Here is a 22643-nt window from a genome sequence, read left to right as displayed (position 1 = left end):
AATTTATAAATCAAAGACACTGGGTCTTCTGGTGATAAAAATATCTTTAATCCAAAGTGTAAATGCCAATCCCAGATAGATCAGAAAGAAAAATCCAGCGGTTGCAAAAGTAGAGTAGATGAAGAAAATTCTCAATTTAGAAACAGGAATTCCCAGCTTGGCACCTGTTCTAGTTAGTACACCAAACCATTCTCTTTCCATTTTATGACGGATATTACTCAGCATTTTTAAGATTGTTATTTAACAGTTTTGAATCCAATACTGCAAGTTAAGGATTTTTTTTGACAACGATTTTTGGGTAATTTGAACTTTTCAATACATTCATTCTTTTAAAAGTTTGAACCCAATAGCGCAGGACAAACAGTTCTTCGGCTCACAACAGGTCTTGTGATGATAAATAAGGCTTTGGCTTTGTAAAGCATTATTCACTTCCAAACCCAGCTTTTCCCAGTTTTTAATAACCGTATTTTTTTCAGCAGAAATAGTGCTGTAACGTTCAATGATTTCATCGGCAATTTCTTCGTGGTGATCTTTTTGATAGGCATATTGTAATGGAAGTACAGTGTTTAGAATGAGAAGATCAATAAAATCTTTACTCAATGTTTTAGGCTGTACTTTGGAAATACTTCCGAAATTAAAATGAAAATTCCAGTACTCAGAGGCTTTTACAGATTTGAAAATGTCATACAGCTGCTCTGTGCTTTTCGCTTCCATAATTTTTGAGAATAAATTCTGATGTTTGTAAAGGTCTGTTAATTGTGACAATCGGATGGTAGGGAAATTGGGAGGTCTTAATCTTAAAAATTTAGGATGAAACTTTAAATCAGAAACTGGAAATTTGGCTTTAATGAATTCAAATTCTCTTTTCCATATTTTCATCTGCCCGTCCTGTGGATCATCCAGCCATCCCGAAATTCCGAACAATAAGGCTTCAAGCTGAAGGGGATTCTGACGGATTTTATTAATAATCCTGTACTCTACACTTTCTGCAATCTGCCGGAAAATAAGGGCATTTACTTTTAAGCCAAATGAATAGGCAAAACTGTGAAATAAAACAGCCTCGAAATTATTTTTGTATTGATGTAAACTCTGCTCAATCTCCAAGGATTTTTCATCCAGTTTTTTCAGAATATTTTCTTCATGGAAGTTGAACGGTATTTTTTTTGGATCAAAAATATTTTCACAGGCAATAAATTGATCTCCGTTATTGAGTTTTTCATATCTCCAAAGAATATTTTTATCGATATAGTTTTGCAGCTCCAATGTCGGAACCCGTTTTTCGGTAAGGTCATGAATTTCTATGTCGTGCTGAAAAACAACATGAAGAATGATATTCTGATAATTGGGATCTATGGAATGATGGTGGAAAATCCAGTCTGAGGAACGGACATGCAGTTCTATGTTTCCTGCGAGAAGTAAGCCGTTGATTTTGATTTTAGCGTCCAGAAAATCGGGACCAGCGTTTTTATTCCATTTTCCGAAATGGATGATCTCAACGGAATTTCCTTCAATATCTTTGAAGTCAAAATGTTTGAAAACCTTATAGTTCCAAAGATATTGAAGTAGTTTTTCCGTCATAAGTGTGACGTAAATATAATAGAAATATTATACTTTCGTCAGCTCCTTATTAAAATTTTCTATGGTCGTTCTATACATTTTCTCATAGATAGGAAGAATGTTTTTCAAATCGAATTTTATGGCCTGATCTTTCGCATTTTGCTTCATTTTGGCTAAAAGTTCATCATTGCTCAACAGCTTGATCGTGTAGTTGCTCATGGCTTCTACATTTCCGATTTCAGCAAGATATCCGGTTTCTCCCTGAATATTCACTTCAGGAATTCCTCCTGCATTGGAACTGATTACCGGTGTATAAGCTGCCATCGCTTCCAAAGCTGCCAGACCAAAACTTTCCTGCTCCGATGGAAGAAGAAACACATCCGAAAGCTGTAAGATTTTATACAAATCATTTACCTTTCCTAAAAGACGTATTTTGGAAATAAGCTCCGGGTTTTCTTCTAAAAACTGATTTACTTTTTCCATATCCGGACCTTCACCAATGATGATCAGTTTGGATTTAACCTTTTTCTCCACGTTTTTAAAGATCTGAAGCACCTCGTCCACACGTTTTACAGGACGAAGATTGGATACGTGGATCAGGATTTTTTCATCAGGATTGGCAAACTGCGTTCTCTGGCACTCAGAGCAGTCATCAAATTCAGAATTGTCAATAAAATTGGTAATCACCTGAATTTCCTTTTTGATGTTGAAGAACTGAAGGGTATCTTTTTTCAGGCTTTCAGAAACTGAAGTAATAGCGTCAGACTGATTGATTGAAAACTCTACAGCATGTTTATAACTAGGGTGCTGACCAACAAGGGTAATATCTGTCCCGTGCAATGTTGTTACCAACGGAATATCATTATTGTCTTCTTTAAGCATTTGTTTGGCTGTAAAAGCAGCATATGCATAAGGAATGGCATAATGTGCGTGAAGAAGATCCAGTTTATAAAGATTGACAACCCTGTAAATCATTGAGCTTAGCGCAATATCATAAGGCTGATACTGGAAAAGCGGATAGGTCTGAACATTTACTCTATGAAAGAAAATATTCGGGTTGGTGATATCTAATCTTGCGGGAAGTGCAGAACTGATGAAATGTACTTCATATCCTTTATTGGCAAGAGACATTCCTAATTCTGTTGCTACAATTCCGCTTCCCCCATAAGTGGGATAGCAAAGTATGCCTATTTTCATTAGATTATTGTTGTTTTTGATGTTGTATTATTTGATAGTTGTTGAGGTATTGGTAGTAAGTTCTATACCCATTCCCGGTTTTAGCTGGTCATTTACCAGTACAGGAAGTTTTCCCCATATTTTTGTTTTTCCGTTTAATGCATCAGCTGTCGCATTCATTGAATCATCATTGTTTTCATAAGAAACAAGAACTGTTGAAACTTTTGAAATATCAATATCTTTTAATGCATAAGCACTTCCGAATACATTGAGAATTACATTTTGATTTCTTGTAAGATCGGAAAGTATTTTTTTCGATTCTGCGGATATTTTGTAAGGTTTGTAAGCGGTTGAGTTGTCTTTATGGAAACCTACAATAATGGTAGAGCCTGCCGGAATCGTAGTAATTTCTCCTGCTTTTTTGATCACCACATTATTTCCTAATCTGTTGGCGAAAGTCTGATAAGGAGCTTCTTCAAGAGGAACATAATATATCTGTTTTCCTGTAAGAGGCAGTAATTTCTTTTCATCCTTTAATAAAGTCAATGCGTTGGAATAAAGGTTTTGTACCAATTGGATGTGAGAATCATTATTCAAATCAGCATTGATGTTTTCAGGATTTTTTGGGGTGTATTGAGTTAATCCAAGGAAATATTTGGTCAACAGAATTTTCTTCACGCTTTCTTCTACTCTTGATTGAGGAATTTCTCCTTTATCAATGGCTTTCTGGATGAGTTTTTTCCCTTCAGAAACCCCTTGAGAGAAAAGCATAATATCATTTCCTGCTTTAAAAGCCATGGCATCCAGTTCACCTGGTTTGTATTTATTCGCTACAGCGCCCATATTTAAGGCATCAGTAATGATTAAACCTTTATAACCCAGCTTATCTTTTAGTAATCCTGTAATGATATTTTTAGAAACAGAAGCCGGAATTCCTTTTCCTGATTCTAAGCTCGGGACATATAAATGAGCTACCATTACGCCGCCGATTCCTTTATTCATCAACGCTTTAAATGGTGCCAGTTCTACAGTATTAAGCCTGTCAATAGTGTGGGAAACTACAGGGAGATCAAGGTGAGAATCTGTGCTGGTATCACCATGTCCTGGAAAGTGTTTAATCGCTGCCAGTATATTATTGTCCTGAAGACCATTAGAGTAGGATAGGGCAGAGCTGATTACATTATTTACTTCAGATCCAAAACTTCTGTTACCGATAATCGGATTATTAGGATTGGTGTTTACATCCACTACGGGGGCAAAATCCCAATTGATTCCCATTCTGTGGCAATCTTCTGCAATTTTCGCAGCCATCTGATAGACCAGGTTTTTATCCTGGATGGCTCCTAATGTCATTGCCCATGGAAATTTATGAGCCGTGGCAATTCTCTGGTATAGTCCCCATTCTGCATCCATCCCGATCATCAAAGGAACTTTTGATTTTTGCTGAAATTCATTCACCAGATTGATTTCTCTTGCTGCGTCATCCTGCATTAAAATAAGACCGCCTATTTTATCATTGGCAACAATAGTTCTTACCTGGCTGATATAATCTTCTCCTTTATTGGTATACAGTGCTACAATAAAAAGCTGTCCTAGTTTTTCATCCTGAGAAAGATTCTTGTAGGTTTTATCAACCCATTGCTGAGCTTTTTTCAAATCTTCTTTGGACGCATTTTTGGGCTGATACTGGGCCTTAATCGTAGGGCTTATCAATGCAACAATAAAGAGTGAAGTATATAATAATTTCTTCATGACTTTTTGAATAAGAACAAAAATACAATTAAAAAAATGAGGAAAACAAAGTTTTTGAGATTTTTGGTATATGATTTGAATACGCAATATAAATAATAACTAAACTTTACTAAAAATGAAAAAAATACTTCTCTTTTTATTCCTGGGGGCTGTAGGTTTTACCGCTTATAGCTGTGACAATAGTGATGATGTTGTGGTAGCAAAAGATTATGATACAATAAATCAGTCATTTGATATTAGCCCTAATTTTACAAGAGTTACTGATAATCTTTACAGATGGAGTGATGACTTTAACAGTCCATTAGTACAGTCTGATATGGTGCTTATTTATATGCAGAATGGGACTGACGGAGATTCTCCTGTATGGAAACTTCTTCCTTATACATCGTATGTGGGGAACGCCAATAATGATGCTGTAGATTATATTTTTGATTTCAGCAAGTATGCTGCTACTATTAATATTAACTCTACCAATACATTTAGCTTAACAGCTAACCCAACGTACTATCAGAATAAAAAATTCAGAGTTCTTATCCTTCCTGCAAATGGAACAGGTACAGGTGGTGCGAAAGCTGCTAAAGGTTCTGCTGTAGATTACAACGATTACAAAAGCGTAATTAAATATTACAATATTGACGAGTCTAAAATAAAGACTAAATAATTTAGAATATCTTTTCAGTTTTTTATAATTAAAAAAGCTCCGGGAGAAATATCTCTCGGGGCTTTTGATTTATAAACGTGGATAATGATCACATCATTTGAGTCATGGGTATCGCTGGCGAGAGGATTTCTTGTTAAGAATATTTAGAATGATATTTTATATACAGAAGCTTTTAGGCTAAAGTATGAACTAGATAAATGGCAAAAAAAGCCTCAGAATATTCTGAAGCTTTTCTTTCTATTTTATTTAGTTATCATTGTCATCCAGAAGATGTCCAAAGAAGTCTTTTTTTGTCTGCAGATATCCTTTGCTTATTTCATTGGCCGGAATCTGTAATGGTACTCTTGAATTAAGGTGAATATTGCTGTCTACAACATATTTTACCTTTTCAGGATTATTGGTAAGAAGGTTGATATCTTTTACCTCCAATAGATTAAGGATTTCAATGGCTACGCCAAAGTTTCTGTCATCTGCGGGAAGTCCCAGTTCAAGGTTAGCCTGTACAGTGTCCAGTCCTTTTTCCTGTAGTGAGTATGCCTTCAGTTTGTTGATGATCCCGATGTTTCTTCCTTCCTGTCGAAGGTAGATGATAATTCCACCGTTTTCATGGATATATTTCATTGCAGCATCCAATTGTTGGCCGCATTCACATTTTTTTGAATGGAAAACTTCTCCGGTAATACATTCTGAATGGAAACGAACATTGACTGGTTTTGAGAAATCTGTATTTTCAGCAACGATGGCCATATGAGGCATCCAGTCGTTTTCGTTTTCGGAGAAAGCTATCATTCGGAAAGTGCCGTGCTCTGTGGGAACATTGGCTTCCGCCTGAATTTTAATCATTGATCGTTCAATTAGTTTTTAACTTCCTGGCAAAGTATCTTCAATAACAGAAATATTGGTTTTTAAACGTACAAGATATCTGTTAAGAACTTCATCGTCGTCTCTGTCAAGATTCTGCCTTAGCTTTTGAATTTTTTTGTATGATTTTTCGAAGCTTTTAAGGGCTCTGCTCTTTCCTGCAGAATTGCTGGCATCAATAGCATATAAATAATTCTGAAGGCTGTATTTCAAGCTGGTAATCTCATCATTTAATCCGTTGTTTTTAAACTTGGGAAAAGTAGAGATCATATTTGAAATTTCAGAAGCATTTACATTCTGTTTAATATTGATATTAAAATTCTTCTTTGAGCTTCTGTCTGAATCAGACCCTTTAGCATCACTATAAAAATTATTTGACAACGGAGAAAGATTAAGCTTTTCCGTTGCGCAGGAAGATGTTAATATGATAAGTACTCCAAAGAAAAATAGTCGTTTCATTTCTGTTGCCCTTTTTGATAAAGGATTGGGTTAAGACTTTCATCGTTGTACATTTTCATTTGTTTGTACACTTTCATCTTAACGTTACCGTTTTCAATATCAGTAAGCAACTGATCTATAGAAGTTGATAGGTCTTCTTTCTGAGTAAGCAGAACATCCAGTTTAGCCTGGCAGTTGTTTCTGTGTTCTTCAGAAGCGGATTCTCTATTAGCTTCTAACGACATATGATAAACCTTTAATGCAAGAATTGATAGCCTGTCTACTGCCCAAGCGGGAGTTTCCGTATTTATTTTTGCTTCAGGTTTAGGAGTTATATTTTCAAACGTATTAAGAAACCAGCCGTCAATATATTCTACCAGATCAGTTCTTTTCTGATTGGAGGCGTCTATTGTTCTCTTCAGTTGAAGAGCCTCTGCCGGATCAATATTTTCATCTCTAATTATATCTTCCAAATGCCATTGAACGGTATCAATCCAGTTCTTTGCATACAAAATCCGTTCCAAACTATCTTTTTCGAACGGGTTATTAATTAGAGTGTTAACGTCATCAGACACGTGATAGTCTTCAATAGCTTGATTGAAGACTTTCCATGCAGTCTCAGTAAATTTCATTAATTCTACGGAATTTTAGTTGCTGGAAGAATTGTTATTATTGGAAGCCGATTTATTGTTTTCAGAACCAGGTTTATCTTCTTCTTTTACTGCATCTTTAAATTCCTTGATTCCTGAACCTACTCCTCTCATTAATTCCGGAATTTTCTTTCCTCCAAAAAGTAATACTAGAAGTATTGCTACGATAAGGATGTGCTGCCAAGATAAGGCAAGTATTGTTAGTGTATTCATCTCTTAAAATTTTTGTAAAGTTACACTTTTTTTAATATGAAATCCAACCTAATGGATCAACTGGTGTACTTCCGTTCCATACTTGGAAATCAAGTGTATAAGCGCCATCAAAATCCTGAGCTATTGTACCTACCGGAGTTCCTGATGAAACCTGCTGTCCTTTGGAAACGCTTACATTTCCTAAGTTGGAATAAATGGTAAAATAACCTCCGTGTTTGATGATTACGGTCTTTGTTCCGTCATTGTTGGCCAGTACTGAAGATACTGATCCCGGGAACACAGATTTTGCACGTGTACCTGAAGGAACGGAAATTTTGATACCGTTATTTTCTTCAGTAATATTTTTGAAAACAGGGTGTGGCTGTCTTCCGAAACGGTGAGTGATTTGTCCGGCTCTATCTGCAGGATAACCAAGTCTTCCTCTGTTATCTGCAAAACTGTTTCCTGTAGCAGTGGAAACTCCGTAGCTTGTCATTGCTTTAGCTTCAGCCGCTTTTTTCTCTTCTTCCTTTCTCTTGGTAAGGGCGGCTTCTGCGGCTCTTGCTGCTGTCAATTTATCTGCTGCTTCTTTTGCTTTTGCATTGGCTTCATCTGAAGCTTTTTTAGCGGCTAATCGTCTGGATTCATCTCTTGCACTCGCTTCTGCTTTTGCTGCTTCCTCGTTACGTTTTCTTTCTTCTTCAGCTCTTTTTGCTGCCAGATCTGCTGCTCTCTTAGCTTCTGCTTCTGCCAGTCTTCTTTCTCTTTCAAGGGCTTCTGCTCTTGCTTTAGCTTCAGCTTCGATTCTTGCTTTTTCTCTTTCAGCAGCTAATTTCGCTAAACGAATTTTTTCTGCTTCCGCTTTTTTCCTTGCTTCTTCTTCCGCTTTAGCAATTCTGATTTCCTCCGCAATAATAGCTCTGATCTGTCCTTCCAATGCTTTAGACTGAACTTGTTTTTGTTTAAGTTCAGCAGTCAGCTTAGATTCATTTTTCTTAAATTCTGCTACTAATTGTTCTTTTTGAGTTCTTTCAGTATTGATGGTTGCCAGATCTTTCTGTTGATTTACCAAAAGGGATTCCTTCGCTTTTACAGAGTTTTGTTTTTGTGCGATGGTCTTTTTGATGAGGTTGGCCGCGTCTGTGATTTCAGCCGCTTTTTTATCCTGGTAGTCTGAGTATTGTTTCAGATATTGAACTCTTCGTATGGCTTCTCCTAAATTTTTAGCAGAAAGTATGAAAGTTACTTTGTTCTGTACTCCTTTGTTTTTATAAGCATTCACCAAAACTTCAGCATAGTTTTTTCTCAAAACAGCCAGTTCTTTATTCTGACGGTTGATTTCCAGCTGACGTAAATAGATATCATCCTCGATGAATCTTTTTTCTTTCTGTGTATTATTATAAACCTTTTCTCTTAAAACCAACTTTTGGTTGACGTTAGAAAGATAGGCTACAGAAAGTTTAGATTCACTTCTGGTCTTGGCTAAATCGGTATTTATTTGTGCAATTTGTTTTTTAAGTTCGGCATTCTGCTTCTGCAGCTGTTCTTTGGTCTGCTGTCCCTGGTGCAGTCCGAACATCAAAACACCTATTAAAAAGCTAAATTTTCTAATCATTTAATCTCAATTTTCTTATAACTGGATGGTACAGAATAAGGTGTTTCCATCCTCGAAAAGTCAAATTTCGTGTTTTCCAGTAAAATCTGACTAGATTTTGAGCCTTTTATAATTATTTTAACATTTTTCGGAAGGCGGATTCCTTCGTATTCATTCCAGTCACTATAAGAAACATCCAGTTCGTCTGATGACAGAATATCCTTTAAATTGACAGATAGTAAATCGTAATTGGTATCGTATTGGATAGCAATCTTATATTCCCTGTTTTTTTCATCGGTTACAATTTTCTGGTTGATCGTGGAAACAATATTGAACCCTTGTGCATTTTGAGTCAGGTTAAACTGCTTGTCGTTGATTTTTACAAAGGTTCTTCCCAGTAAAATTTTTTCCAGAGATTTATAATCAATGAAATTAACATTCAGTAGATTATTAAGATAGTCAAAATCAGAGTCGATATAAGTTTTATTGATTTTATCCTGTCCTTTGATTCCTTCCGGAGTGGCAATACCTCTTGCCGCATTGATGAACAAGGCCCGGAGGTTCATCCATACCTTTTTGTCATTTTCAATATAGATGGTTGCATCCAGTGTAGGAACATAGCTTCCTGTTTCTACTTTTACCTTGCTGTCTATTTTGATCTGTTCAAATTTTGGAGGGATCAATACATGCTCATAAAAGGTGTATTTGTCTTTCACCGGTTCATTCACATCTTTTGGATCTCCATTATCTTTTGTAGTATTAATGCTGTCCCGTGTATGATCTGTATCATTTTGAGCAGTGTTACGGGTCTTACAGGACGATAAGGCAAGAAGCAATAAAAGAAAAGGGATCCAATTTTTCATGTATTTATCTTTAATTAAAAAAATACGGTGCAATATTAACGCCAAACCACACAAAACATATTGTGTGGCTTGATGATGTGTTGTTTATGTTAAATGTTTTCTATTCTTATTTAGATAAAAAATCTAAAACTGAATAATCACCTAAAGAAATTTCTCTGGCAACTCCGAAGTACTGTGCAGAATTACCGATCATAGAATTGGAAAGATTTCCATGATTGATTTTTGTGTTTTCCTGGATCAGAGAGTTTTCAATATTAGAGTTTATAACAGTGGTATTGTTTCCTAAAGAAACACCGGGACCTACTTTTGAATTAGAAACTTTTACATTTTCCCCAATAAAGCAAGGCTGAATAATCAGAGAATTTTCAATTACAGCAGAAGCCGGATAATGCATCATTTCCTCTCTTTCATATTCAAGGATTTTACTGTTGGTTTCTACGGTAGCATTTTTGTTACCGCAATCCATCCAGTCGTTTACTTTTCCAAGCGTAAACTTAGCTCCTTTTGCTCTAAGATTTTCAAGGGCTGTTGTCAATTGATATTCACCTCCGTTTTTAATATCATTATCCATGATATAGTTGATCTCTTCCATCAGTTTCTCAGCACTGTTGAAGTAATAAATACCGATAATGGCAAGATCTGAAACGTAAGTCGTTGGTTTTTCAACAAAGTCGGTAATGAAACCGTAATTATCCAATTTTACTACTCCGAAAGCAGATGGATCTTCCACACTTTTCACCCAGATTACACCATCGGAATTTTTATCCAACTGGAAATCTGCACGGAAAAGGGTATCTGCAAAAGCAATAACAATATCTCCCTGCATAGACTGTTCAGCACATTTGATGGCATGAGCGGTTCCAAGAGGATCGTTCTGATAATATATACTTCCTTTTGCTCCCAGCTTTTCAGCAATCTGAATAAGGGATTTTTCGATCTCAGGGCCAAAATCTCCGATGATAAAAGCTACCTCTTCAATATTTTCTCCTGCAACTTTAGCAATATCTTCCACCAACCTCTGTACGATAGGTTTTCCTGCAATAGGAATAAGAGGTTTTGGAACTGTCAGTGTATGTGGACGTAATCTGGAACCACGTCCAGCCATAGGGACAATAATTTTCATAAATTATATGTATAAAAGATGTTTTATTCGTTGTTTTTAATATTTAGGTTAAAGGTAATAATTAAAATCTTTGATAGACTATGATTAATATCTTTTTAAATATTTGTTTAAATTGGAAATAGGTTTGTTTACAAGCAAAATAAAGACCAAAGTTTAATTCTTTCTGATTCTCGATAGAATAAGGTTTTTTTCAGAATAAATCAACATTCCGGTAAAGACCAAAAAGAGAAGATTACTTGTTATAATATTATAGTTAAGGTATTTTACAATGATGAAACTAAAAACGCCAAGCAGGATCAGGAAAAAGGATATTTTCTTCATTCTGTAAGGAATAGGATAGTATTTCTGACCTAGCAGATAAGAGACGATCATCATAATAACATACGCTCCGAAAGTAGCCCATGCAGAACCGATCATGCTGTGATAGTAATTTAAAGCTAAAAGGTTAAGAGCAATGTTGATTCCAGCACCAAGCCATGAAATAACCGTTCCCATACTGGTTCTGTCTGTTACTTTATACCATGTTGAAAAGTTATAATAGATTCCAAAACAAAGGTTGGCAATAACAATAATCGGGATGATATCTATAGCGATCCAATACGATTTATTAGGAATAAAAACGGCTTTCAGCCACGATACATTTGCAATAATTCCTAAGGCAACAGCACAGGCGAAAAAAGCAAAATATTCCGCTACTTTGGCATACGTTTTTTTAGCATCACCTTTATCCATTTGTTTAAAGAAGAAAGGTTCAATACCCATTCGGTAAGCGGTAACAAACAATGTCATCAATACAGCAAGCTTATAGCAGCCTCCATAAGCACCAGCTTCTTCGTCTGAAATATGATTTCTCTGAATGGATTTATCAAAATTTTCATTGACCATGAAAGCCAGACCTGCCAGCATAAGAGGAAAAGAATATTTGATCATGCGTCTGAACAATGAAGTGACAAACTGGAATCTTACTTTTAATATAATTGGAAATAATAATAGAAAGCCCAATGCACTTCCTGCAAGATTGCTGAAGAACGGGTAGTCTACATTTTGATCCAATCCCATACTTTTTGATAGGCTTTCCGGGATCCAAAAGAAGAGTGCAGCTGTGAAAACAGCCTGAAATATGGACTGAACAATTCGTACAGCAGAATATTTGATAGGTTTATTATGAAAACGCAGCCATGCAAAAGGAATCACCAATAGATTGTCGAAAAATGCAATCAGCGCAAACCATTTGATATACTCAGGGTTATCATGATATCCGGCATAATCTGCAATAGGCTGATTAAATAAATAACACAAAGCAAGGAAAAGAGTGGAAGTAGAAAATAAAAACCAGAACGAGGTATTGAAAGTTTTTTTCTCGTTATCTTCTTCAGCTGAAAATCTGAAATAGGCGGTTTCAAAACCAAAAGAAAGAATAATATTAACAAATGAGATCCACGCATAAAGCTGTGTGAAAATTGCAAAACCTTCATTGGGAATCTTATAGATCAAAAGCGGATTAAGGATGAATAGAATGATTCTTGGTGCTATTGCCCCTACTCCGTAGATGATTGTCTGTCCTAATAGTTTCTTATACAAAGTCGAATTTTTTTGCAAATGTAAAACTTTAAGTATTCGTTTTGCGATTTTGGGGTGAATTAAAACTTAAAATATTAATTTTACAGGGAAATAAATTGAAATGAAAGTTCTTATAAAAAATGTAAATATTGTTAACGAAGGAAAAGTCTTTGAAAGTGATATCCTGATAGAAAATGATTTGATAGCTAAAATAGCTGGCGGTATTTCTGAAGATGCCGATCAGATTATTGATGGTTCAGGAAAGTACCTTCTTCCCGGAGTAATAGACGATCAGGTGCATTTCCGAGAGCCAGGGCTTACTCATAAAGGAGATATTGAAAGTGAATCAAGGTCTGCCATTGCAGGTGGAACAACAAGTTTCATTGATCAGCCGAATACGGTTCCTAATGCTGTTACTCAGGAATTATTAGCAGACAAGTATGAGATTGCTTCTCAAAAAGCGTATGCCAACTACGGTTTTATGATGGGAGGAACGAACGATAATCTTGAGGAAGTTTTGAAAACAAATCCAAGAAATGTTCCGGGGATCAAATTATTCTTAGGATCCTCTACAGGAAATATGCTGGTGGATAATCCGGAAACACTGGAGAATATTTTCAGCAATACAAAAATGCTGATTGCCGTTCACTGTGAAGATGAAGCCACCATCAGAGCCAATACTCAGAAATATATGGATGAATACGGGGATGATATTCCTGTAAAATTCCATCACCTGATCAGAAGTGAAGAGGCATGTTATAAATCTTCATCCAAAGCGATTGAGCTTGCAAAAAAAACAGGAGCAAGACTTCACGTTTTCCACCTTTCAACAGCAAAGGAAATGGAGCTTTTCCGAAATGATATTCCTTTAAAAGATAAAAAGATCACGGCTGAAGTATGTGTTCACCACCTTACTTTTACCAATGAAGATTATGAAACAAGAGGGGGCCTTATCAAATGGAATCCGGCGGTAAAAACTCAAAAAGATAAAGATGCTCTTTGGGAGGCATTACTGGATGACAGAATTGATGTGATTGCTACAGACCATGCTCCGCATACAGCAGAAGAGAAGAACAATGTATATACAAAGTGTCCTTCAGGAGCACCCTTGGTACAGCATTCATTAGTTGTGATGTTGGAAAATTATAAAAACGGTAAAATATCCCTTGAGAAAATCGTTGAAAAAATGTGTCATAATCCGGCGATTCTTTTTAAAGTTGAAAAAAGAGGTTTTGTGAGAGAAGGATATAAAGCGGATCTTGTTTTAGTTGATTTAAATGAAAACTGGACAGTTTCCAAAGATAATTTACTCTATAAATGCGGTTGGAGCCCATTAGAAGGGATGAATTTCCATTCAAAAGTTACGCACACCTTTGTCAATGGACATCTGGTGTATGACAATGGTAAAATTGCAGAAGAGAAATTCGGAGAGCGATTACTTTTTGAAGCAAGGGATTAATAAGATATATTCGAAGAATAGTCTTAGATTAACCTGAGATTATCAAGATAAATCAATAGGAGCGGGCTTTAGCCCGCTCTCTTTATTTAGATTCTTCCATTGGCTTTAGCCAAAACTTATTATTTTAATCTTTCGACTTCTTACTTCTTCGCCTTACTCCCCATATAAAATGTAAGCTTTCCTCCCTTCATAATTTCAGAATGTTTCAAAGTAAAATTCTTTATTTCTTTTTCATTCAGAAGAACTTTCTGAACATATACATTTTTCGGACTTTGGTTGATGGCTTCAATTTCAAAAGTTTTTCCATTTTCCAGATTCAGTACAGCGTGGTCAATTGCAGGACTTCCAATTGAATAATCTTCTGAACCGGGAGCTACAGGATAAAAACCTAATGAACTTAGAATATACCAAGCGCTCATTTGCCCTGCATCATCATTTCCTCCCAATCCGTCCGGTGTTGCTTTATACTGCATTTCCAGAATCCGGCGGATCTGTGCCTGTGCTTTCCATGGCTGTCCTGCCCAGTTATAGAAATACGCAACATGGTGAGCAGGTTCATTCCCGTGAACATATCCACCGATAATTCCTTCCCGTGTAATATCTTCAGTGTCTGCAAAGAATTCATCAGGTAAATGCATGGTAAACAGTTCGTCCAGTTTTGATGCAAATTTTTTCTTTCCACCCATCATGGTGATCAGCTCATCCGGATTTTGTGGAACAAAGAAACTATAGTTCCATGAGTTTCCTTCAATAAAGCCTTGTCCATGGGTGCTTAACACATCAAAATCTTTTTTAAAGCTTCCATCTGCCAGACGTGGACGCATAAACCCAATTGTTTTATCAAAATTATTTTTCCAGTTTTCAGATCGCTTGATAAACTGATTGTAGATTTCTGTTTTATTTAAATGCTTTGCCAGCTGGGCAATAGCCCAGTCATCATAGGCGTATTCCAGTGTATTGGAAACTGAAGTTCCGTTTTTTTCTGCCGGAATGTATCCAAGATCAATATATTGCCCAATGCCCTCGTAATTTCTTTTGTTAGCCGTTTCTATACATGCTTTTAAAGCTTCTTCAGGATCACCTTCATAATTCCCTTTAATAATGGCATCAGCAACAACACTTACACTGTGGTAGCCACTCATACACCAGTTATCGTTAGCATAATGTGACCAGATAGGCAGCATTTTCATTGAAAACTGATGATAATGAACCATCATGGATTTTACCATATCCCCATTTCGTTTAGGCTGGATAATATTAAAGAAAGGATGTAGCGTACGGTAGGTATCCCATAAAGAAAAGGTTGTATAATTGGTAAAGCCATCTGCTTGATGAACATTCTGATCCAGACCTTTATATTCTCCATTGATATCCATGTAAGTAGTAGGATTAATAAAGGTATGGTACATTGCGGTATAAAAATTCGTCTTTTCGGTATCAGAACCTTTAATGACAATTTTATTTAATTCTTTATTCCAGTTGTTCTGGGCTTGAGTTTTAGCCTGATCAAAAGTTATATTTCCGGCTTCTTTTTCCAGGTTTTCCAAAGCATTGGTCTGGCTTACCGGAGAAATAGCAAGTTTGACTTCAATGGCTTCATTTTCATTAGTATCAAAGTCAAAATACATTTTCAGGTTCTTACCTGCAATTTCAGGGAAATTCTGATTTTGGTCGAATTTTCTCCAAAACCCTTTGTAAACCTGCTTTTCATCATAATTTTTCTGGCCATAAGATTTAAACGGTTTTGAAAATTTCATTGCAAAATAAACCGTTCTGGTTCTTGCCCAACCGTTGGTCTGGCGATAGCCTGTGATGGTATTTCCGTTTTCTACCCGAACATAGGTCCAGACATTTTTCCCATCATAGTTGTAAATACCGGCCATCAGATCCAGAATAATATGAGCCTGGTCGGATTTTGGGAAAGTATAGCGGTGAATTCCCACTCGTGGTGTTGCCGTAAGCTCTGCCAGAATATTGTGGTCATCCAGTTTTACTTTATAATATCCTGCTTCTGACGTTTCGTTCTGATGAGAAAACCTGCTTCTATAGCCACTTTCAGGGTGGGAAGCCGTTCCCGGATTCAATTGAAGTTTTCCTACAGTAGGCATGATCAGAAAATCTCCGAGGTCGGAATGTCCCGTTCCGCTGAAATGGGTAGAACTGAACCCTACGATGGTTTTATCTTCATAACGGTAGCCGGCGCAGTATTTATAAATTTCACCATTGTACTTCCCGTTAAGCTCATAAGAAATGGAATCCGTTTCAGGGCTTAGCTGTACTGCCCCAAAAGGAACCGTTGCTCCGGGATAAGTATGTCCCATCTTTTCGGTACCGATCAGAGGATTGACATATTGTATTAATTTTTCAAATTTTTGAGCTTTAAATTGTATACTTAAAAATAAAAGAAATAGAAAAACAGTGGGTTTGTGATTTTTCATTAATGACAAATTTTCAAAGTTTAAAATTAATTAAAATCATCATTTGCTGTTGTGTTTTTAAGTGATTCGGTATTATTTATTCTTTTTCAGAAAAACGGAAACCTATTCCATGCAGGTTTTCTATTAAAATATTCTGTTCTTCGGCCAGTACCTTTCGCAATCGGGAAATAAATACATCAAGACTTCGTCCCATAAAATAATCATCATCACCCCAGATAGCCTTTAGAATATCCTGCCTTTTGACTACCAGATTCTTGTGGCGGATAAAATATAAAAGCAGGTCAGATTCTCTTTGTGTAAGCGTGATACTGTTTTCCGTACCCTGCAGAGTATAGTTTTTAGGATCAAAATCATATTTCCCAACTTTATACTTTAGAGGAGTGGTATCTGTTTTCTTGGTACGTTTCAGGAAAACCTCAATTTTCAGCATCAATTCTTCAATACTGAATGGTTTTACCAGATAATCATCAGCGCCTATTTTAAGTCCTTTGATTCTGTCTTCTTTTAAAGCTTTTGCAGAAATAAAGATAATAGGAATTTCAGAATTTTTACTGCGTATCCTTTGGGCCACTTCAAACCCGTTCATTCCGGGCATCATAATATCCAGCAGGCAAATGTCAAAATCTTTGCTGTTAAATGCCTCCAATGCAGATTCACCATCAGAATAACAGCTGATATCATAATAACTTTCCAAGCTGTCCTCCACCAGAAAAGCTATGGTTTTGTCATCTTCGGCATATAAAATTTTAGATTTCTCCATACTTATATTTAATTAAACTGAAAACGGGCAAAAGAGGGTTGTGGTAATTCCTTTGTCTTCATTATTCTCAACAGAAATTTTCCAGTGATGCTGCTGAACTACTTTTTTTACATAAAATAATCCCAACCCGAAACCATTCACTTCTTCACTTCTTTTGGTATGTACCCGATAAAATTTTTCAAAAATATGAGGAATATTTTTAGCCGGAATCCCCATTCCGTTGTCTTTAAACTTTAAATATAATCCTTTTGAGTCTTTATGAGCTGAAATTTTAATAACAGGCTTTGTTTCGCAATACTTTACGGAGTTATCTAAAAGGTTATAGATGATGTTGGTAAAGTGAAATTCATCGGCCATTACCGAAGTGCTGTTTTCAATATCAATCTCGATGCTGAGGTCTTTATTTTTTTGCTGTATAGTGTCTGAAATCTCTTGAATAAAGGGAAGAAGGAGAATTTTCTGAGGCTTTAACGAAAGTCCTGCTGCATCATTCTTAGCAATATTCAGAATTTTCTCAATATGACTATTAAGCTTGTGGCTTTGATTGATGATAATAGAGGTATACGTCTGCAATTTGGAGTTCTCTTGAATCAGATTCTGCTTATTAAGAGCTTCCGATGCCAGAAGTATTGAGGATAAAGGTGTCTTAAACTCGTGGGTCATATTATTGATGAAATCACGTTGCAGCTCCGAAAACTTCTTCTGCTGGATGATCGTATAAATAGAATATACATACACCAGAAGGATGATAATAAGAGCAAATGTAAGAAGATACCAGAACCTTAATGAACTGATCAGATAAGTTGTTTTATCAGGAAAACGGATGGAAAAGTAATAGATCAGATTTTTATGCTTAGGAAAATTGATCACTTTGTTACTGGGGCTTTCCTGATGAGAAGTCATATACTTTCCATATACCATCTTATCGCTGTGGCAGTTGTATAATGCATATACATAGTCTGTATTGATTTGAAAACGGGTAAATTCTGTTTTCAGGTAATATTCCAGAACGACAGGATGAAATTCATTATTAATATTAACCACATAATAGTCATTGGCAATATTTTGTACAGGGTTTTCAGTATAGGACGTCTTTCCTCCGGAGAGTTTTTCCGCAACTTCCATTAAGGCAATATTGACCTTCTGATTGAATTTTTTATCTTCAAGATTATAAGCCTGCCGGGTCCACATCAGCTGTGCTATTAAAATTCCGATAATAGCAATAAATCCCAGCGTTATTATAATATTGAGTCTTTTTATTTTCATTTACTGAGGCAATATTATCCAAAAATATCTATTTATCTTTTATTATTAACAACTCGTTAACAAATGTTTGACAGCGGTTAACAAGTTATCATCATTCTCTGCTTTACATTTGTTACATCGAAAGAAAATAATCAGTTTCAAATATTAAAATTTATACTCATGAAAAAACTAAAAATTACAGCTCTTTTAGCAGTGTTAGCATGCTCTCCTTTTTATGCGAATGTATTGACTACAGATGCTCCATCCATTGTAAAAATGGTAGCTGATGCTATTAAATGGAAATCAGAATCAATAGATGTTGGAAATATCCCTCAGGGAAAACCAAAATTGATCAGATTTGAATTTACCAACACAAGTTCAAAACCAATCATTATTCAGAATGTAGCACCTTCATGCGGATGTACTACAGCTGATTATACAAAAACACCTATCCAGCCAGGAAAAAAAGGATTTGTAGAAGCCAGCTATAACGCAGCAGCGGTAGGACCATTTATGAAGACTGTAAATGTTACGACTAGTGACAGCAAAACTCCTAAGACACTTTCGTTCAAAGGAGTGGTAGCTTCTTAATACATTGTTTTAACAAATGAAAAAATAGCCTGGTAATTGTTATCAGGCTATTTTCTTTTCGAATAGTTTATAAAGACGCCTAAACTTCATAAAACCACAAAAGGCACAAAAGCTTTCATTTTGTCTGCTTAAGTAAGTTTAAAATAATGCTGGAAAAAAGTTCAAATAAGATGAAAATCTTTGATGTACTTATTTACATAAAGTTGGCCTCTGAAAAACTTAAGCACTTAAAACTTTTATGTCTTTTGGGGTTAAAAATCATGAATGTAAAAGTTGAGAGAGCTTCTATGTGAAGAATAATTATTTGTAGCATTATTTATCAATCTATTTTAAGGGATTGCATTTCAATATTTATTATTTTTAAGAAAAAATATTTTATGAGTCTATATACACAACCTATGCTGCGCGAAGGGGCATTAAAAGATAAAGTAGCAATTGTAACAGGAGGCGGAAGCGGTCTTGGAAAAGCAATGACCAAATACTTTCTTGAATTAGGCGCCAAAGTGGTGATTACTTCCAGAAATCTGGAAAAACTACAAACTACAGCTAAGGAACTGGAAGACGAAACAGGTGGTAAAGTTCTTTGTGTAGCTTGTGATGTAAGAAACTGGGATGAAGTGGAAGCCATGAAAGAAGCTACGTTAAAAGAATTCGGGAAGATTGATATTTTGTTGAATAACGCTGCCGGAAACTTTATTTCTCCAACAGAAAAACTGACTCATTCCGCTTTTGATTCTATTCTGGATATTGTTCTGAAAGGAACAAAAAACTGTACTCTTTCCATAGGAAAACACTGGATAGATTCTAAAACTCCGGGAACTGTATTGAATATCGTAACAACCTATGCATGGACAGGTTCTGCCTATGTAGTACCATCTGCCTGTGCAAAAGCCGGAGTTCTGGCTATGACCAGATCATTGGCGGTAGAATGGGCGAAATACGGAATCCGTTTCAATGCTATTGCTCCGGGACCTTTCCCTACAAAAGGGGCTTGGGACAGACTTCTTCCGGGAGATCTTCAGGAAAAATTCGATATGAAAAAGAAAGTTCCGTTGAGAAGAGTAGGAGAACACCAGGAGCTTGCCAACCTTGCCGCTTATCTGGTTTCTGATTATTCAGCGTATATGAATGGTGAAGTAGTAACCATTGATGGCGGAGAATGGCTTCAGGGAGCCGGAGAATTTAATATGCTTGAAGAAATTCCTCGTGAAATGTGGGATGCTTTAGAAGCGATGATTAAAGCAAAAAAATCGAATTAAATAAAACTTATAGTAAAAAAACTCCCGGATGTGTAACAAATCCGGGACTTTTTTTTACCTATACAGTTAAATAATACTTTTTCAAATGAATTTTAAACTTCCAACCCTTGTTTCGACGCTTGCAGTGGTTCTGTTCTCAGGATCTGCATACGCACAACAAACTCCGAAATACGATTACGTAGAAGCATTTAAGCCGTTCTTTTATCCACAGACAGGCACGGCAACCCGTTCTGCAAGCGGACAGCCGGGACATGCTTATTGGCAGAATTCAGCAGATTATCATTTGAATGTCAGCCTGAATGAAAATAAAAAAGAGATTACAGGTACAGCAGAAATTACTTATACCAACAACAGTCCTGACAAATTAGGGTTTCTGTGGCTGCAGCTGGATCAGAATCTGTTTGCAAAAGATTCCAGAGGAAATGGTGTCGTTCCGCTTTCGGGAAGCAGAAATGGAGCACATGGTGAAGAATTTAATGGTGGATATACCATTAAATCAGTAAAGCTAGACGGTAAAAAAGAAGTAAAATATACCATTACCGATACAAGGATGCAGATTGATCTTCCAAAAGAACTGAAAGCCAATGGAGGAGTTGCCAAAATAGAAATTGAATATTCCTTTATTTCTCCTGATTATGGTTCCGACAGAATGGGAATACAGGATACGAAAAACGGTAAAATTTTTACCATGGCACAATGGTATCCCAGAATGTGTGTGTATGATGATGTTATGGGATGGAATACGCTTCCCTATATTGGAGCTTCGGAGTTTTATTTGGAATACGGGAACATTACAGCCAATATTACGGTTCCTGCCAATCATTATGTAGTAGCATCCGGAGAACTTCTGAATGAGAAAGAAGTATACAGCAAAGAAGAGATCAGCAGATGGAACGAGGCAAGAAACAGTGATAAAACGGTAATGATCCGTCCTGAGTCTGAAATCGGTAAAAATAAAGCTTCCGGTACAAAAACCTGGAAATTTAAAATTACGCAGACAAGAGATTTTGCGTGGGCATCTTCTGCCGGATTTATTTTAGATGCTGCAAAAATCAATTTACCTAGTGGAAAAAAATCTCTGGCTATCTCTGCTTACCCTGCAGAAAGTGCCGGTGAGAAAGCATGGGGTAGATCTACAGAATATACGAAGGCTGCCATAGAACATTATTCGAAAAAATGGTACGAATACACTTATCCGGCTGCTACCAATGTTGCAGGAAATGAAGGCGGAATGGAGTATCCGGGAATCGTATTCTGTCATATGGATTCCAAAGGAGAAGACCTTTGGGGCGTTACAGATCACGAGTTTGGACACAACTGGTTTCCTATGATCGTAGGATCTAACGAAAGACTGTTTGCATGGATGGATGAAGGATTTAATACTTTCATTAACGGACTTTCAACAGAGGCTTTCAATAAAGGAGAATATTATAATAAACCCAATCTGGCAAGATCAGGAACATATTTGTTGACTGACAATCTTGAGCCTGTAATGGTAGGTCCGGATAATATGAAAGAAAGAAGTATCGGTGCTTTGGCTTACTATAAGCCTGGAACAGGATTGGATGTTTTAAGAGGAAGCATTCTCGGACCTGAAAAATTTGACAAAGCATTCAGAACGTATATAGACCGCTGGGCTTTTAAACATCCTACACCATGGGATTTCTTCCATACGATGGAAAATGTTTCCGGAGAAGAACTAAACTGGTTCTGGAGAGGATGGTTCTTTAATAAATGGAAAATTGATCAGGCTGTTAAAAACGTAAAATATATCAACGGAGATTTTAAGAACGGAGTTCAGATCACGGTGGAAAATATTGGTCAGCTTCCAATGCCTACAACCGTGCAGATCAAATTCAAAGATGGAACGGCACAGACTATGAAAATCCCTGTTGAGGTCTGGAAAAGAAATACAGAATGGACATTCAAAGTAGATTCTAAAAAGGAAATAAACGAAGTGAGACTGGATCCGGATTCTGTAGTTCCTGATGTCAATCTTGAAAACAACAGTAAAACGCCGGCATAGAAACGTTGAATCTATTTAAATTGGCGACTATATACAATTTTACACCATTGTCATTCTGACGAAGGAAGAATCTCATATAAAACCTGGATTCTTCATTTCACGCGTTATATTCAGAATGACAGAGTCATAATAATAATTAAGATAGCAGATGAATGTAAAATTGTATATAATTACCTTTAAATTTAACGCAAAGATTTAATATCTCATGTTGAATTTTAAGGAGGTAAAGAAGGAATCAATGAAATTGATTCTTTCTAAGCGAACGCATAGCCATGCAGCTTCATCAGCAACTTGTTGCTTTCTTATTCTGCTTAAGAATAAGAAGAATTCATATAATCTTTGCGTTTTATAAAATAAATATCCACAGTGTGCATTACAAAAGCCTGAACTTACAACAGTAAGTTCAGGCTTTTATTTTTTAGGGTGTTTTTCCGGGTG

At 36.2% G+C, this 22643-nt stretch carries 20 protein-coding genes; 5 read left to right on the top strand and 15 right to left on the bottom strand.

Features of this window, described 5'->3' with window-relative positions; translation table 11 throughout:
• Window positions 1-3: 3 nt before the first annotated feature.
• The 4 genes from ACWPWS_RS24845 to ACWPWS_RS24830 all read right to left on the bottom strand — a co-directional run bounded on the left by ACWPWS_RS24845 (window position 4) and on the right by ACWPWS_RS24830 (window position 4485).
• A complete protein-coding gene (locus ACWPWS_RS24845; protein ID WP_034695702.1) occupies window positions 4-225 on the bottom strand; it encodes a PspC family transcriptional regulator in 222 nt (73 codons plus the stop codon).
• 96 nt (window positions 226-321) lie between these two features.
• Entirely contained in the window at window positions 322-1578 is a 1257-nt protein-coding gene (locus ACWPWS_RS24840) for a DUF2851 family protein (RefSeq protein ID WP_454048263.1), read from the bottom strand.
• A gap of 27 nt (window positions 1579-1605) precedes the next feature.
• Window positions 1606-2754 carry an N-acetyl-alpha-D-glucosaminyl L-malate synthase BshA gene (gene bshA / locus ACWPWS_RS24835; RefSeq protein ID WP_105684577.1) on the bottom strand — a complete coding sequence of 383 codons (1149 nt, stop codon included), beginning with the start codon at window positions 2752-2754 and terminating at the stop codon, window positions 1606-1608.
• A gap of 27 nt (window positions 2755-2781) precedes the next feature.
• Complete coding sequence (locus ACWPWS_RS24830; RefSeq protein WP_454048262.1) at window positions 2782-4485, bottom strand: glycoside hydrolase family 3 protein; 1704 nt, start codon at window positions 4483-4485, stop codon at window positions 2782-2784.
• A gap of 115 nt (window positions 4486-4600) precedes the next feature.
• On the opposite strand from ACWPWS_RS24830, the gene ACWPWS_RS24825 reads away from it, so the two are divergent.
• Window positions 4601-5146: a hypothetical protein gene (locus ACWPWS_RS24825; protein WP_209786105.1), complete on the top strand. Its 546-nt coding sequence runs from the start codon at window positions 4601-4603 to the stop codon at window positions 5144-5146.
• A gap of 246 nt (window positions 5147-5392) precedes the next feature.
• Here ACWPWS_RS24825 and ribA read toward each other — a convergent pair whose 3' ends face one another.
• The 8 genes from ribA to ACWPWS_RS24785 all read right to left on the bottom strand — a co-directional run bounded on the left by ribA (window position 5393) and on the right by ACWPWS_RS24785 (window position 12448).
• Window positions 5393-5989 carry a GTP cyclohydrolase II gene (ribA, locus tag ACWPWS_RS24820; protein WP_052198528.1) on the bottom strand — a complete coding sequence of 199 codons (597 nt, stop codon included), beginning with the start codon at window positions 5987-5989 and terminating at the stop codon, window positions 5393-5395.
• Between the two features lie 18 nt (window positions 5990-6007).
• Window positions 6008-6466 (bottom strand): hypothetical protein, encoded by a 459-nt coding sequence (locus tag ACWPWS_RS24815; protein ID WP_079240316.1) that lies wholly within the window; start codon window positions 6464-6466, stop codon window positions 6008-6010.
• On the bottom strand, window positions 6463-7077 hold the full coding sequence (locus tag ACWPWS_RS24810) for a DUF4254 domain-containing protein (protein ID WP_105684581.1): 615 nt from the start codon (window positions 7075-7077) through the stop codon (window positions 6463-6465). Before ACWPWS_RS24810 ends, ACWPWS_RS24815 begins: the two co-directional genes overlap by 4 nt.
• Window positions 7078-7092: 15 nt before the next feature.
• The gene (locus tag ACWPWS_RS24805) at window positions 7093-7308 is read right to left on the bottom strand and encodes a twin-arginine translocase TatA/TatE family subunit (RefSeq protein WP_047429099.1); all 216 of its coding nucleotides are present in this window, start codon (window positions 7306-7308) and stop codon (window positions 7093-7095) included.
• A gap of 31 nt (window positions 7309-7339) precedes the next feature.
• Complete coding sequence (locus ACWPWS_RS24800) at window positions 7340-8902, bottom strand: peptidoglycan DD-metalloendopeptidase family protein (protein WP_454048261.1); 1563 nt, start codon at window positions 8900-8902, stop codon at window positions 7340-7342.
• Entirely contained in the window at window positions 8899-9744 is an 846-nt protein-coding gene (locus ACWPWS_RS24795; protein ID WP_209786103.1) for a DUF4292 domain-containing protein, read from the bottom strand. Before ACWPWS_RS24795 ends, ACWPWS_RS24800 begins: the two co-directional genes overlap by 4 nt.
• Before the next feature lie 106 nt (window positions 9745-9850).
• Entirely contained in the window at window positions 9851-10867 is a 1017-nt protein-coding gene (locus ACWPWS_RS24790; RefSeq protein ID WP_209786102.1) for a sugar phosphate nucleotidyltransferase, read from the bottom strand.
• Window positions 10868-11020: 153 nt separating this feature from the next.
• Window positions 11021-12448: an oligosaccharide flippase family protein gene (locus tag ACWPWS_RS24785; protein ID WP_454048260.1), complete on the bottom strand. Its 1428-nt coding sequence runs from the start codon at window positions 12446-12448 to the stop codon at window positions 11021-11023.
• A 100-nt stretch (window positions 12449-12548) separates the two neighbouring features.
• Here ACWPWS_RS24785 and ACWPWS_RS24780 point away from each other — a divergent pair, with 100 nt between their 5' ends.
• Window positions 12549-13886 (top strand): dihydroorotase, encoded by a 1338-nt coding sequence (locus ACWPWS_RS24780; RefSeq protein WP_454048259.1) that lies wholly within the window; start codon window positions 12549-12551, stop codon window positions 13884-13886.
• 140 nt (window positions 13887-14026) lie between these two features.
• On the opposite strand, the gene ACWPWS_RS24775 is transcribed toward ACWPWS_RS24780, so the two are convergent.
• From ACWPWS_RS24775 to ACWPWS_RS24765, 3 genes are all read right to left on the bottom strand, one after another.
• Window positions 14027-16324 (bottom strand): GH92 family glycosyl hydrolase, encoded by a 2298-nt coding sequence (locus tag ACWPWS_RS24775; RefSeq protein ID WP_454048258.1) that lies wholly within the window; start codon window positions 16322-16324, stop codon window positions 14027-14029.
• 76 nt (window positions 16325-16400) lie between these two features.
• Window positions 16401-17084 carry a response regulator transcription factor gene (locus ACWPWS_RS24770; RefSeq protein ID WP_105684590.1) on the bottom strand — a complete coding sequence of 228 codons (684 nt, stop codon included), beginning with the start codon at window positions 17082-17084 and terminating at the stop codon, window positions 16401-16403.
• Between the two features lie 12 nt (window positions 17085-17096).
• The gene (locus ACWPWS_RS24765; protein WP_309513625.1) at window positions 17097-18350 is read right to left on the bottom strand and encodes a sensor histidine kinase; all 1254 of its coding nucleotides are present in this window, start codon (window positions 18348-18350) and stop codon (window positions 17097-17099) included.
• Window positions 18351-18509: 159 nt separating this feature from the next.
• On the opposite strand from ACWPWS_RS24765, the gene ACWPWS_RS24760 reads away from it, so the two are divergent.
• From ACWPWS_RS24760 to ACWPWS_RS24750, 3 genes are all read left to right on the top strand, one after another.
• Window positions 18510-18920: a DUF1573 domain-containing protein gene (locus ACWPWS_RS24760; RefSeq protein WP_209786095.1), complete on the top strand. Its 411-nt coding sequence runs from the start codon at window positions 18510-18512 to the stop codon at window positions 18918-18920.
• Between the two features lie 377 nt (window positions 18921-19297).
• Entirely contained in the window at window positions 19298-20179 is an 882-nt protein-coding gene (locus ACWPWS_RS24755) for an SDR family oxidoreductase (protein WP_454048257.1), read from the top strand.
• 85 nt (window positions 20180-20264) lie between these two features.
• Entirely contained in the window at window positions 20265-22205 is a 1941-nt protein-coding gene (locus ACWPWS_RS24750; RefSeq protein WP_454048256.1) for a M1 family metallopeptidase, read from the top strand.
• Window positions 22206-22643: the final 438 nt, after the last annotated feature.

The sequence above is a fragment of the Chryseobacterium sp. Marseille-Q8038 genome (genome assembly GCF_965111995.1).
This window is presented reverse-complemented; position numbering and strand designations above follow the sequence as displayed.

What these genes read in the sequence shown, in the direction of transcription:
- ACWPWS_RS24845 (WP_034695702.1), bottom strand. Translation starts at nt 225, where the DNA reads ATGCTGAGTAATATCCGTCATAAAATGGAAAGAGAATGGTTTGGTGTA.
- ACWPWS_RS24840 (WP_454048263.1), bottom strand. Translation starts at nt 1,578, where the DNA reads ATGACGGAAAAACTACTTCAATATCTTTGGAACTATAAGGTTTTCAAA.
- bshA (WP_105684577.1), bottom strand. Translation starts at nt 2,754, where the DNA reads ATGAAAATAGGCATACTTTGCTATCCCACTTATGGGGGAAGCGGAATT.
- ACWPWS_RS24830 (WP_454048262.1), bottom strand. Translation starts at nt 4,485, where the DNA reads ATGAAGAAATTATTATATACTTCACTCTTTATTGTTGCATTGATAAGC.
- ACWPWS_RS24825 (WP_209786105.1), top strand. Translation starts at nt 4,601, where the DNA reads ATGAAAAAAATACTTCTCTTTTTATTCCTGGGGGCTGTAGGTTTTACC.
- ribA (WP_052198528.1), bottom strand. Translation starts at nt 5,989, where the DNA reads ATGATTAAAATTCAGGCGGAAGCCAATGTTCCCACAGAGCACGGCACT.
- ACWPWS_RS24815 (WP_079240316.1), bottom strand. Translation starts at nt 6,466, where the DNA reads ATGAAACGACTATTTTTCTTTGGAGTACTTATCATATTAACATCTTCC.
- ACWPWS_RS24810 (WP_105684581.1), bottom strand. Translation starts at nt 7,077, where the DNA reads ATGAAATTTACTGAGACTGCATGGAAAGTCTTCAATCAAGCTATTGAA.
- ACWPWS_RS24805 (WP_047429099.1), bottom strand. Translation starts at nt 7,308, where the DNA reads ATGAATACACTAACAATACTTGCCTTATCTTGGCAGCACATCCTTATC.
- ACWPWS_RS24800 (WP_454048261.1), bottom strand. Translation starts at nt 8,902, where the DNA reads ATGATTAGAAAATTTAGCTTTTTAATAGGTGTTTTGATGTTCGGACTG.
- ACWPWS_RS24795 (WP_209786103.1), bottom strand. Translation starts at nt 9,744, where the DNA reads ATGAAAAATTGGATCCCTTTTCTTTTATTGCTTCTTGCCTTATCGTCC.
- ACWPWS_RS24790 (WP_209786102.1), bottom strand. Translation starts at nt 10,867, where the DNA reads ATGAAAATTATTGTCCCTATGGCTGGACGTGGTTCCAGATTACGTCCA.
- ACWPWS_RS24780 (WP_454048259.1), top strand. Translation starts at nt 12,549, where the DNA reads ATGAAAGTTCTTATAAAAAATGTAAATATTGTTAACGAAGGAAAAGTC.
- ACWPWS_RS24775 (WP_454048258.1), bottom strand. Translation starts at nt 16,324, where the DNA reads ATGAAAAATCACAAACCCACTGTTTTTCTATTTCTTTTATTTTTAAGT.
- ACWPWS_RS24770 (WP_105684590.1), bottom strand. Translation starts at nt 17,084, where the DNA reads ATGGAGAAATCTAAAATTTTATATGCCGAAGATGACAAAACCATAGCT.
- ACWPWS_RS24765 (WP_309513625.1), bottom strand. Translation starts at nt 18,350, where the DNA reads ATGAAAATAAAAAGACTCAATATTATAATAACGCTGGGATTTATTGCT.
- ACWPWS_RS24760 (WP_209786095.1), top strand. Translation starts at nt 18,510, where the DNA reads ATGAAAAAACTAAAAATTACAGCTCTTTTAGCAGTGTTAGCATGCTCT.
- ACWPWS_RS24755 (WP_454048257.1), top strand. Translation starts at nt 19,298, where the DNA reads ATGAGTCTATATACACAACCTATGCTGCGCGAAGGGGCATTAAAAGAT.
- ACWPWS_RS24750 (WP_454048256.1), top strand. Translation starts at nt 20,265, where the DNA reads ATGAATTTTAAACTTCCAACCCTTGTTTCGACGCTTGCAGTGGTTCTG.